A 12,198-nucleotide genomic window follows, 5' to 3' on the forward strand; every position below is an offset into this window, starting at 1 on the left:
AGCGCTGACCGAAGAGCGGCCGCGGAACATGTCTTCGACTCCCCGCGCGAGCGGGGATGCCCGGCAGGCGCAGGCGACAGCGTTCCGAGTTCTGGTGCTGCATCGGTGTCACTGTCCGATGCGGAGTTGACCCGTTCCAACTAGCCGCTCTTATTGGTTCGATAGGCGGCCAGCGCTTTCACCCGACCTGCAGGCGGTGAAACACCTCCAGTACTTCGGGCTACCGCGCTGTGCGGGGTTGCTGCACGGGTGTCCTATCGGCACGTGGACGGTGCCGGCTGAACTCCCGCGAAACGGTCTTGCACCCAATGCAAGACTTCCGGCGCCGAGCTCGCGAGCATCTCGTCATGGCCGCCAGGGAAGCTCCGGTAGAGAACTGGAGTCGCGTGGTCGCACTGCGTCCTCGCCGTGCGTTCGACATCTTCGGGATGGATTGTCTGGTCTTCGGTACCCGCTGCCACGAACGCCGGTCCTGCGAGTCGGCGATCTGTGTATCCATTGCGTTCGATGAAAGTGCGGACCTCAGGATGATCCGCCCAATCCGCCTGCATGAGCGCAGCAGGGGCCGCGTTGTCGGTCACCGCTGCCGAGAAGGCGAAGCACCCGTCTTTCGTCGCGGCGGCATAGACACGGTTTCCTTCCTCTGTGAGGAGGTCGGCGGGGCTGATGCTGGGGTACTGCGACGTTATCGAGTTCACCAAGAAGGGTACGTACAGGCCGGCACCCGGGGTGTCGAACCCGGCGGCGAGGAGTTGGTCGAGGGGGAGCCCGGGCGCCAGCGCGACTGTGCCGAGGAAGCCTCCGATCGGTGTCTCGGACTGCTGTTTGCCAACACCCCAAGCGGCTTGGCCGCCTTGTGAATGTCCGGCCGCGATCCACTGTTTGCTCAACTGCGGGACGGCCTCGCGAGCTGCCGCGACCGAGAAACTGACGTCGTTCGCGTTGGCCTTGGTGGTGACGTATTCGTGGTCTTCACCCGCTCCCAGTCCGGAATAGTCGGTCGCGACGATGGCATAGCCCTGCTCGGCGATCTGGGTGAGGTAGGGGCCGTAGGCGGCGAAGTCCTTGGACAGACTCGGTGCGCACTGACGGGCGACACCTGTGGTGCCGTGGGCCCAGGCGATCACCGGCCAGCCGTTCGGCGGGGGAGTGCCTGCGGGCGTGATGACGGCTGCCGACGCGACATTCGGCTTGCCCTGTGCGGAGCGAGAGTTGTACACGATCCGGGTTCCGGTCTGTCCGGTGCCCAGCGTCCAACCGTCGAAGGATTCGGCTTTGATCAATGATCCTGCGGGCCCGTCTGTGGGCTTGGTGAAGTAGATGTCGTCGAGTGGGAGCGCAGCAGCAGCTTCCGCTGCCTTGGCCTCCGCGACGGCAGTGCCCATCTGGGTTGTAGCCGATACGGGCGTCGAACTCTGGGTGTCTTCGCCACTGCACGCGCTGATCAGCATTCCGGTGGCGACCAACGCGACGACTGCTCGGGTGGCACCGAGCCTTCCCCTCTGTCGATAACTGACGGTCGTAGTTCCCATGAGCTGGTCCTTCCACTCTGTCGGCTCGAGGCAAGTTCATCGAGATACAGCTGTCATAGAACCGGGCAGCGCACACTAGATCAATGGTGTTGACATAAGGCCGTGAGATAGCCGTTACTTGAGTGGGACAATCCGTCAGAAGGGCGTGGAAATGTCGGACAGCAGGGTGAGGGCACAGCGGCAACGGCGACGGCCGACCCGAGGCGGCCAGGTGTTGTCCGAGGAACTGATCGTCGAGACGTGTTTGCGACTGGTAGAGCTGCACGGTGCCGAGGCGCTGTCGATGCGGCGGCTGGGTGCGGCGCTCGGTGCCGATGCCACTGCGGTCTACCGGTACTTCCGAAACAAGCACGATTTGCTGCTGGCGATTACGGACACGCTCACTGGACGGGGGTTCGAAAACTTCGAACCCAGTGGGGACTGGCTCGCCGACTTGCGACAGCTCGCCGACAGCTTCTACCAGACGAGTCTCGCCCACCCGGAGGCCGCAATCCTTACTCTCTTTCGAGTCACCGGTGGGGTTCACGAGATCGAAGCGGTCGAGACGATTCTCGGCATCTTGCGCGGCGCCGGGTTCGACGATGCGGACGCGGTGCGCTACTACCACGCCCTGTCCGACACCGTGATCAGCCATTCGTTGATGGCCGCATCATGGGCGGCGCTTGAGCCTGCGCAAGTCGAAGCCGAAACGGCAACGTGGCGCACGATTTACCGCTCAGCTGATGCGCTTCGGTATCCCAATGTCGCTGCTACCGGTGCGCACCTTGCGAGCATCCAGACCTCGGCATTCCACACCACGCTCGACCTGATCCTCCAGGGCATCGCTGCAGCGCGGCCAGCGCCTGGCTAGCGTCGACGCTGAACGGCGATGAGCGAATGTCCGCTCATGCCGATGTGCGGACGACCTATGGGCAGATCGTCATTTAGGCCCGGTCGAGTTCGGTGAGGTCCCAGATCCCATCTTCACGGAAGCCTGTCACCTCCGCAGCCAAGTCGACCTGATCTGGAGGCTGTCGACTTCGTCGAACCACCGCAGCGGCCATATCGGACGAACCGTGTATCCGACTACGCTGATCACCGTGGTCCACGAAGATGGCGATCCGATCCCCGCTGAGCAGGCAGCGATCGTGGCATTGGTGATCGGTCAGATCGAGCCCGATACCGACATCACCGCCGAAAACCTGCACCGTGCCTTGGCCGCCGAATCGACCAACCCGCCTAGCCTTCGGGAAGTGCGTACCGTGCTCGACATCCTCGCGATGCCGCACGTCGGATTCACTCCCGGCGAATCATCGGCAGCCGTGCTGAAGCGGATGCGCCACATGCTCGAAGTCGCAGAGAGCCCTCCCCCACCGCTCGACTTCCGGAGCAACGAGCCCTACTGACCGTCGGCATCGTCACTGGCTGCTGCGCCGGTCCGTTAACCGCCCATCCGACCACCGATGCGCCACCCGCCGACTTCACCGCGGATGACTACCGCACTCGTGCCAAAGACGACCAGGCCGTCGCCGTCACCCGTCCTAGACGTAGCCGTGCCCGACAGGAATTGCCGCCGGGTGACGGGCTTGTCATCGCCTAGCCGAGATGTGGATGTCGCAGCGACCCCGTCATGGGCGATCGACCGGGGTCTCGATCTCGTCGAGATCCTTGTCCAGTCGCAGTCCTCGCCAGCTGGGATGCCGTAACCGGCCGTCGCCGGTCCATTCGGTGAACGCCACCTCCCCGATCAGTGCCGGGCGGACCCAGACCACTCGATCCGGGGTGCGCCCGATGCCGGGGATCGGCGGGTCTGGCTGTTGCAGCGGTGCCAGGCGTTCGCGTAGATCGGTGAGCATCGCGGCGGTGAACCCGGTGCCGACGCTACCGGCGTATTCGAGGCTGCCCCGGTCATCGGGCACCGCGACCAGCAGTGACCCGATCTGTCCCGCGCGTCGACCCGCCCCGCTCTTCCACCCGATCACCACGACCTCTTGATGGCTGACGTTCTTGATCTTGATCCAGGCCGGGCTGCGTTGCCCGGGCAGATACCAGCTGTCGCGCCGCTTACAGATGACGCCCTCGGCCCCCAGCTCTTTCGATACCGCAAGCGCGTCAGCGGCAGGGCCCGGTAACAGGTGCGGGATCCGCCAATGCGGTCCAGCCAATCCGATCTGTTCGAGGAGTTCGCGGCGTTGGGCGTAGGGCAACTCGATCAGTGAACGGTCACCGATGTGGAGCAGATCGAAGATCATGTAGGTCGCCGGAGTCGTTACCGCCAGCGCCCGGATCGCGGCCGGGTTGCGTTGATGCATCCGCGGTGCCAACGCCTGAAACGAGGACCGGCCCGCGCGTTCGATCACGATCTCCCCATCGACCACGAAACCTGGTTCGGCCGGTGCCAGCCCGGTGAGTTCGGGCCAGGCGACGGTGATGTCGTTGCCGTTGCGCGACTCGAGCCGTAGCCCGTCCTCGACATAGGCGATAGCCCTTAGGCCGTCGTATTTCATTTCATAGGCCCTTCTCTGAACTACAACATCGCCTGGACCACGGAGCATTACGGGCTCGCTATCGAGCAGATGCGCCGGGCCGGGCAGCGTATCGATGACGAAGTCCTGACCCACATCAGCCCTGCCCACAGCGCCAATATCACCTTCTTCGGCGCGATCGAGGTCGACATCGACGCCGAGTTGGCCCAGCTGGGCCAGACCGGGTACCGGCCGCTGCGGGTGCGCGACACGTTGTTCTGACCCGCGCGACCCGGGATCTGTGGTTACGGGGTGGCGATGTCGATAGGGGTGTGTGTCGGGGTGTTTGTTCGGTGGGCGGTGAGGAAGTTGTCGACGAGCCGGGTGCAGTCGTCGTGGTCGATGGTGCGTAGTCCGGTGAGACGGGCGAACACGATCGGGCCGATGAGTTCGATGATGGCGAAGGTGGTGTCGAGCTCGCCGAGCATCGCGCGGGCCTGTGGGCTGGTGAGGATCTGGTCGAACGGGTGGCGGTACTGCTCGATGACGCGCGCGCGCAGCGAGGTGACCGCGGCCGGGTCTGGGTGGTCCTCGCCGATGGAACCCATCGCCAGCCAGGACAGGGTGGTCATCTGCACCGGGGCCTGTTGGATCAGGTCGGCTTGGGTGGTGAGCAGCGCGACGAGCCGCTCGCGCACGGGCCCGGTGCTGGTCGGTGTGTCGACCTGCGGAAGCAGCCGTTCGAAAGTCGCCGCGAGCAGTTGGGTGGTACTACCGAAGTGCCGGTAGAGGGTGGCGCGCGCGACCTTCGACACGCGGGTGACCGCCTCGACTGTGACCGCTTCGACACCACCGGTGGACAACAGATGGCTGGCCGCGTCGAGCAACCGGTTGCGTGAGCGTGCCAGCCGCGGATCGGCCTGCTCCGGGGCCGTGGTGAGCGGGTCGGCCGCTGCGGGGTCCGGGTCGGTCATGGCCGCGCGCTCCTTGCGATTCGTGTCGTTCAACCCTGCGAATGTGTAGACATCATCCCACACCCCGACCATTATGATACTGACGGTCTCGCACAGAGACTGCTGGTCTACAACGTCGGGAGGTGCCGGTGACCGCACCCGGAACGGACACGGTCGAGATCGCCCGCTGGACCAGGGCCCAGTGGTGGATGCTGACGGTGTCGTGCCTGGCGGTGGCGCTGGTGGTCGCGGCGATGGCGGCGTTGTATTCGGCGTTGCCGCAGATCGCGGTCGCGACCGGGGCCACCCAAGCCCAGCTGACCTGGATCGTCGACGGCTACACCCTGGTGCTGGCATGTCTGGTGCTACCCGCCGGAGCCATCGGTGACCGTTACGGGCGTCGCGGGGTACTGGTCGCGGGACTGGCGGTATTCGCCGCCGCCTCGGCGTTGCCGCTGCTGCTGTCCGACCCGGCGTGGTTGATCGCGGCACGCGCGCTGGCCGGGGCGGGCGCGGCGCTGGTGATGCCCTCGACACTGTCGATCCTGACCGCGGGCTTCCCTCCTACCCATCGTGGCCGGGCGGTAGGGGTGTGGGCCGGAGTCGCCGGGTCCGGGGCGGTACTGGGCATCCTCGGCGCCGGGCTACTGCTCGAGCAGTGGTCGTGGCTGTCGGTGTTCGTCGGGTTGACCGTGGCCGGGGCAGTGCTGGCGGGGTTGGCCTGCACCATCGCCGAGTCCCGCCAACGCGAGCATCCGCCGGTGGACTGGGTCGGCGCGGGCGCGGTGGCCGTCGCGATCGCGGCGATCGTGTTCGCCGCGGTCGAGGTCCCCGCGCGCGGCTGGACCGACCCGCTCGTCGCCGCCACCGCCGGGCTCGGTGTCGCGGCGGCGGTGGCGTTCGTGGTCGTCGAGCTGCGCTCGGCGGCACCGCTGCTGGACGTGCGGTTGTTCGCCCGCCGTGGTTTCGGTGCCGGATCGCTGTCGGTGACCATCCAGTTCCTGGTCACCTTCGGAGTGTTCCTGCTACTGGTGCAGTATTTGCAGCTGATCCTCGGCTACGGGCCGCTGGCCTCGGCACTGGCGCTGGCGCCGATGGTGGTGCCGCTGGTCGTGATCTCGGTGATCGCGCCGTGGCTGTCGGGCCAGGTCGGGTTGCGGGCGATGACCGTCACCGGCCTGCTCACCATCGCCGCCGCGCTGGTGCTGGTGAGCCGGTTGACCCTCGCCGCGCACTACCTCGATCTACTGTGGCCGCTGCTGATCATGAGCGCGGGCCTGGGATTGTGCACCGCCCCAGCGACCTACGCCATCGTCGCCGACACCCCCGAGGCCAAACACGGGGTCGCCGCCGCGGTCAACGACGCCGCCCGCGAGATCGGCGCCGCGATCGGGATCGCCGTGGCCGGCAGTGTGCTCGCCGCCGGCTACTCCCACCACATCGCGCCCGCCCTGCCCCGCCTACCCGAGCCCGCCCGTGGCCCGGTCGCCGATTCCCTGGCCGCCGCCCTGCAGGTCGCCGACCAGGCCGGACCCGCAGCCGCGCCACTGGCCGAGTTCGCCAAGGCCGCGTTCGTGCACGGCAGCGGCCAAGCCGCGCTCACCCTGGCCGCTCTCACCACGATCGGGGCGATCGTGCTGGCATTCCTCGCCCCCGGCCCCACCACCCGCCGATTCCGAACACCACGCCCACACCCGTCCATCCCATGAAAGACGCCCGTCATGACGGCCTATCGCACGATCATCGTCGACACCGACGGATCCGACCGCTCCTACCGCGTGGTCGACCACGCCGCCGAACTCGCCCACGCCACCCACGCCCGGCTCCTGATCATCTGCGTCCGTCACGACATCGACGAACATGATCTCGGGGCCGACCTCGACCGGCTCGGACCCGACGCCTACCAGCTACGCGGCACCACCCCCACCGACACCATCCTGCGTACCGCCCACCAGCACGCGATCAACCACGGCGCCACCGACATCGAAACCCACATCCTGCCCGCGCCCACCCCGCACGCCCTGCTGCACCTGGCCGCTGCCACCGGCGCTGACCTCATCGTCACCGCCGATGCGCACCGATCACCGCTGCTGGCCCGGCTGCTGACCACCCCACCGATCGCACTCGCTCGTAAAGCCCACTGCGACATCCTGTTCGCCACCACCCGGTGACACACCCCACAGAAAGCACCTATGAGCCGCACACCCGATACCACCGGACCCCTTCCCCCCGGGTCGGAGAACTGGTTCCCCGCATTCCCCGTGGCCCCGTCCGAAGCCGCCGACCTGCCGCCTCACCACGACCACTGCCTCGGTTGCGGTCCGGCCAACCCGCACGGTCACCAGCTGCGCGTGCGAGGTGACGCCCACGGTGTCCACGCCCACCACCGCTTCGACTCTCGCCATGTGGGTGCCCCGGCAATCGCGCACGGCGGCGCGGTCGCCACCGTCCTCGACGATTTGTTCGGCTTTCTGCTCTACAGCGTGGAAGAACTCGCCGTCACCCGCCACCTCGCCATCGACTACCTCGCCCCGGTCCTGCTCGACACCGCCTACACCCTGCGCGCCCACATCCACGCCCGCGACGGCCGCAAACTCCACCTGCGCGCCACCATCGAAAACGACCACGCCCAGGTGGTCACCACCGCCACCGCCCTGTTCCTCATCGTCGACATCGACCACTTCCTGACCCCACGACACACCAACCCCACACGCAGATAGCACCCCAGGCTGCGGCCATGCACGCACACGAAGACCAAACAACGCCCGCAGATGGACAGGCTCTACCGGAACCCCGAATAACTGAGCTTCGGAAAGCGCGGGCGTCGACCGCAGAGGTCGCTACCACAAACCGGGCGGTGGCTGGCCGGCCGTTCAATCCGGGCGGACGGGTATCACGGCTGACCGAGCGGCGATGTCGGGGAAGCTCGGCAGGCTCAGACACACGGTACCGGCGCGCGCGATGCGCGCGTCGATCTGGGAGAGCTTGTCCTCGGCGGCGGCCAAACTCACAGCCAACCCATCGGCTTCGCCGACCCAACCCGCCTGCTGCGCTTCGGCGATACGAACGGTGAGGTTGTCGCGGATTTCGGCGAGCCGGTGGCGCTGGGCGGGGTCGACCCGCAGTACCGGGCACCGGACACAGCTGTGCTCGTGCTGGCAACTTGTGCCGTAAGCGCGCCCGCAATCGCCCAAGGCGAGTTTGCGGCGCTCGAAGTGGCCGAGAAATTCGTCCCACTCGGCATCGGTCGGAGTGCGGTACTCCTCACCGGGGCGCAGCGCGCGGCGACGGGCGATGAAGCCACGATGTCCTTCGATCGCTTCCTGCGGATAGATCGCCTTGTAGCCCATGGTGGTGTTGATGTCCTTGTGCCCCAACAGCAGTTGCGCGATGTGCGGGGGCATTCCGTTCATGATCGCTTCGGTCGTGAAGATCCGGCGCAGGTCGTGCGGTTGGAAGTACAACGGCGCCCCCGCAGCGTCTTTGACACCGGTCGCTTCCAGTAGCTCGGTCAGCGCCGTGCGGATCATCCCGGCCGATACGGGACGGACTTGCGCTCCGTTGTTCCACTGGAACAACAGTGGCGCGGGCTCGCTCCAGACGCGCTCGGCGATGTCGTAGAACGGCACCAGCGGCACCCGTCCATCCGTTCCTCGCACTCTGCACACGATCGCCGAAAGCACATCGGCCAGTTCCGGGCCGACGACCAAAACCCGTTCCTCGTCGGATTTCGATGGCGCGATCTGCAACAACGGGATGATCTCACCGGTACTAGGCAGCGTGTACTGCGTGATGCTGTGGTGGCTGATCTCGAGCAGTTCTTCTATCCGGACACCGGTGTGACGCAAAACTTCCACACTGGCCCACGCCCAGAACGCTCGGTTCTCCAACTCGCGGAGCTTGATTCTGCGACCGGCTTCGTCGTAGACGATTGGGATGTCGTTGGCCCCTGCACGCGTCCACGGCTTGGACCGGACATACACCTGTCCGCCTGCACTGAACCGGCCGCCCGGCGCCGCCGCCAAGGCCGCCGCGACGAAAGTCTTCGCGTCGGAGGCACGCTGCTCGGCGATACGGACCAGGGTCGGCAGCATCGGAAGCCGTTCGCGTGTGCGTTGATCCATACGCGCTTTTCGGCGGCGTTCCAGCTTTTTGCTACTGGTTTCAGCCGGGGTGATCGGACACGGAGCCACCCAGTACGCCCACCGCGCGGGATCCGCGGCCGACCACGACGCCAGGTCGAGATAGAACGCGCGCACCGCGGTGAGCAGGTTGATGTACTGGACCCGAGGGACCTGGATTTCGGCGAACGAGCCATCGGGTTGTCGACGGCGCACGGGCCTGGTCTGGAGACGCCGTTTCCATGCCGTCGCCATCTCGCGGTCGAGGCGGAACGAGTCGATGCCGGGATGATGTTTTTCGAGGTCCGCCCAGAAGTGCCCCACCAGCGTGCGCGCGAGATCTTCGATCGTCGAATAGTCTAGTGCGGGTTGGCGTTCGGAGAGATAGTCGATGAACACCGCCCGTACAGCCGGGTTGGCGACGCGGTAACGGTCGACCATGTCCTCCACACTGACTTGGCCCTTGCGGCGAGTTACCCAATGCAGGCTCGGTGGCGAATCGGCAGGAAAGCAACCGATGTCACGTAGCACCATGTAGAAGCCATGGCGGCTGTTGCCTGGTGTGCACACGATCCTTTCGGCGATACGTAGCTGGACGCAATCGCCGACCGTGATCTTCGAGATACCACCGCCTTTGACCAGTATCAGCGCGGTGATATACCAACGTGCAGTGCGGCCCTGCATCGAATCCCACATCGCCGCATCGGTACCTGCCTGCAACCGCGCGAACCCGCGACGGTCACGACACGGGCCCGCCCACTCCCGCCAAAACGCCGTACGGCGCTGGGACAACAAGAACTCCAAACCCGGGCGCACCACGTCGGCACTGAACAATCCCGCCAACCCGCAATCCAACATCATCACTGGTTCGCACTCAATGCCCCGCGCGAGCAGCCAACGCCGGACCGGGGTGCTCCACTCCGATCCCCAGCGCGCCGCGCCGCTAGCATCCCAGCGCTGCTGCCACGTGGTCCCCGAAAACGTGACCAGCCAGTCCAACAGCCATCTCGCGCCCTGCACACCGAGCGCTTGCGTCGATTCCTGGCCGGCCAGCAGAAAGCTCGGACCGCTCAGCGTCGCCAGCACCTGTCCTGCACTGTGTGTATTTCGCGGCGGTGCGGTTCGACGGGCTGGGAAGCGTGTGAGTAGGCGCTCAGCGACCGGCCCGGTATGGCGAGGCGCCACGGCTCTGTGCGGGTCGGCGCTGGCGGGCAGCTTCGAGACCCCGCGACCCCTGACGGTAGTCATCACGGCCGCCCGAACAGCACATCGAGCGCGGCAGGGTTGTAGCCGGGCGCCGGAGTCGCGGGCACTGCTGCCGCACGCGTGTTGGCGCGGCGGGCGTAGTGGGCCAGGGCGTGCTCGATCACCTCATCCTCGCTCGGCGTGAGGTACAGCTGGGTCGTGGTCAAGGAGACGTGGCCGAGGATCGCCTGCACGTCGAACAACGGCAGCTCCGGGTCGCTGGCCATCCGGTACGCCGCTGTGTGACGCAGATCGTGCAGGGTCCAATTCGACCCGAGCAACGCCTGTGCCCGCGTGAACATTGCTCGCGCCGCCGGGTACGACAGCCGCCGCCACGGTTGCCGCAATGTGAACCACAGCGGAAACCCCCGCCCCCGCGGCGCGCCGCGACGCCACAGCTCTTCCTGATAGATCCGCAACCACACGAACGCATCCGGCGAGGCCGGAACTCGCTGGACCGCACCAGAACCTTTGCGCGTCACCGCGATCACCTGCTGACCAACATCCGGGCTGTCTTGCCCGGACGACAACAGTTCCTCTGCACGCACACCCGTAGACACCCAGAACGCCAACAACGCACGATCCCGGGTCGACCGCAACCCCGCGAACACGCCGTTGAATTGCTCGTCCGGAATCCTCCGCGGAATCCGCTTGGGCACCGTGGGACGGTAACGGCCCACGCGTTCGTTCCCGAACCTATCGGACGGATCGTGGTGCGCGTGCACGCGCCCAGCACGGCGCACCCGATCCAGCGGGAATGGATTGACCAGCGGCCCGCACCCGATGCCCAACTGAAACTCGTAGAACGAACGCAACACCGTCTCCGCGTGAGCACGCGTGGCCGCCGAGAATTTCACACCCTGGCCAGGTTTACCGGTGACCGGATTCAGGACCGCTAACTCTGTTGTCTCCGTGCCCTTCTCACCCCGACCGGCCGCCCCCGCTTCGTCACCGCGATGCCGCCAATGTGGACGTACGGGCTTGTCGGCGATCTTCATCCACCGCGCAAAATCGCGGCCATCCGCTGGCATCGCGCGGTCCCATTCCACCCCCAGCACAGTCAGGAAACGCCACCATCGCAACAGATCCAGCCCATAGGAGCGGATTGTCGACACCGAGCGATCCGATGCCTGCAACTCCGCGAAGAATCGTGTGGCAGAAGACACCACTTCACCATCCGCACCCAATAGGCGATACGGCTCCCACGCCGAATCCGTCCGCTCCAACCGGCCGACCATAGGCAGCACCAACACGTCGAGGTCTCTGGGCCGCTCGTCATCGCGCATGGCGGCAGAAGCTATCAGCGAACGGCGTTGACCTGCAATAACTACGACGCTAGTTCAGTTAACACGCCAGCGGTCATCGTCGGCGGGCAATTGGCCCGCCGTGGCCAGCATCGCGGCGTAGTGCGGCAATCGGGTCATCCAGCCCTCGCCATCACCTGATCAGTCCCATTAACACCGTCAGCAAACATTCAGCATAAGCCCCGTTTATCGCACTCGGATGTCGCGACGCCGCAGGACAACCCCACCGGTTCGAAACCAAAATTTCCTCAAGGCTCAGGAGGTCCGTCATGTCCACAGCCACCACCGAAATCGCATCCCCGACCGACCCAGCAACCACCACCTGTGTGCCGGGTGTCGTCGACTCGATCGAGCGCGCGGAGTTCGTCAAACGCGAGCATTTGGGTACCGCTGGCCCGATCAGCGCGCTGACCGACGAGACGGCGATCGCTGGATGGCGCGCGGACTATCCCCGGTGGAGGGGACGGCACTGGACCTACACCGCCGACAACGACGGTGTTCTGCGTCTACGGCCGGTCAACGTCGCTCGTGCCACCCGTCGCCGCACCGCCTGACTCTGTCCCACACCCACCTGACCAGTGCGCCCACCCGCTCCGTGG

11 protein-coding genes and 1 pseudogene are annotated in these 12,198 nt (G+C 66.1%); 7 read left to right on the top strand and 5 right to left on the bottom strand.

What is annotated here, in order from left to right:
* Positions 1–254 precede the first annotated feature (254 nt).
* Entirely contained in the window at positions 255–1,532 is a 1,278-nt protein-coding gene (locus tag QX204_RS27765) for a lipase family protein (protein ID WP_301903470.1), read from the bottom strand.
* A gap of 211 nt (positions 1,533–1,743) precedes the next feature.
* On the opposite strand from QX204_RS27765, the gene QX204_RS27770 reads away from it, so the two are divergent.
* Positions 1,744–2,382 carry a TetR/AcrR family transcriptional regulator gene (locus tag QX204_RS27770; protein WP_301903471.1) on the top strand — a complete coding sequence of 213 codons (639 nt, stop codon included), beginning with the start codon at positions 1,744–1,746 and terminating at the stop codon, positions 2,380–2,382.
* Between the two features lie 229 nt (positions 2,383–2,611).
* Positions 2,612–2,917 (top strand): hypothetical protein, encoded by a 306-nt coding sequence (locus QX204_RS27775; protein WP_301903472.1) that lies wholly within the window; start codon positions 2,612–2,614, stop codon positions 2,915–2,917.
* A gap of 222 nt (positions 2,918–3,139) precedes the next feature.
* Here QX204_RS27775 and ligD read toward each other — a convergent pair whose 3' ends face one another.
* Positions 3,140–4,018 (bottom strand): non-homologous end-joining DNA ligase, encoded by an 879-nt coding sequence (gene ligD, locus QX204_RS27780; protein ID WP_301903473.1) that lies wholly within the window; start codon positions 4,016–4,018, stop codon positions 3,140–3,142.
* A 27-nt stretch (positions 4,019–4,045) separates the two neighbouring features.
* Here ligD and QX204_RS27785 point away from each other — a divergent pair.
* Positions 4,046–4,258: pseudogene (locus QX204_RS27785) on the top strand (Tn3 family transposase); the annotation flags it as partial.
* A 23-nt stretch (positions 4,259–4,281) separates the two neighbouring features.
* Here the strand turns inward: QX204_RS27785 and QX204_RS27790 are convergent.
* A complete protein-coding gene (locus QX204_RS27790; RefSeq protein WP_101468442.1) occupies positions 4,282–4,950 on the bottom strand; it encodes a TetR/AcrR family transcriptional regulator in 669 nt (222 codons plus the stop codon).
* A 188-nt stretch (positions 4,951–5,138) separates the two neighbouring features.
* Here QX204_RS27790 and QX204_RS27795 point away from each other — a divergent pair, with 188 nt between their 5' ends.
* Genes QX204_RS27795 through QX204_RS27805 form a run of 3 tightly spaced genes read left to right on the top strand, consistent with a single transcriptional unit; the run spans position 5,139 to position 7,649 of the window.
* On the top strand, positions 5,139–6,638 hold the full coding sequence (locus QX204_RS27795; protein ID WP_170112309.1) for an MFS transporter: 1,500 nt from the start codon (positions 5,139–5,141) through the stop codon (positions 6,636–6,638).
* A 12-nt stretch (positions 6,639–6,650) separates the two neighbouring features.
* A complete protein-coding gene (locus QX204_RS27800; protein ID WP_101465742.1) occupies positions 6,651–7,100 on the top strand; it encodes a universal stress protein in 450 nt (149 codons plus the stop codon).
* A 21-nt stretch (positions 7,101–7,121) separates the two neighbouring features.
* Positions 7,122–7,649: a hotdog domain-containing protein gene (locus QX204_RS27805; protein ID WP_101465741.1), complete on the top strand. Its 528-nt coding sequence runs from the start codon at positions 7,122–7,124 to the stop codon at positions 7,647–7,649.
* 153 nt (positions 7,650–7,802) lie between these two features.
* Here the strand turns inward: QX204_RS27805 and QX204_RS27810 are convergent, their stop codons facing one another.
* Positions 7,803–10,136: a tyrosine-type recombinase/integrase gene (locus tag QX204_RS27810; RefSeq protein WP_301903474.1), complete on the bottom strand. Its 2,334-nt coding sequence runs from the start codon at positions 10,134–10,136 to the stop codon at positions 7,803–7,805.
* Positions 10,137–10,297: 161 nt separating this feature from the next.
* Complete coding sequence (locus tag QX204_RS27815; RefSeq protein ID WP_218721763.1) at positions 10,298–11,581, bottom strand: tyrosine-type recombinase/integrase; 1,284 nt, start codon at positions 11,579–11,581, stop codon at positions 10,298–10,300.
* Between the two features lie 287 nt (positions 11,582–11,868).
* On the opposite strand from QX204_RS27815, the gene QX204_RS27820 reads away from it, so the two are divergent.
* A complete protein-coding gene (locus tag QX204_RS27820) occupies positions 11,869–12,153 on the top strand; it encodes a hypothetical protein (protein ID WP_301903475.1) in 285 nt (94 codons plus the stop codon).
* The last annotated feature ends 45 nt before the right edge of the window (positions 12,154–12,198 follow it).

The sequence above is a fragment of the Nocardia sp. PE-7 genome, assembly GCF_030486425.1.
GTDB lineage: Bacteria > Actinomycetota > Actinomycetes > Mycobacteriales > Mycobacteriaceae > Nocardia > Nocardia salmonicida_A.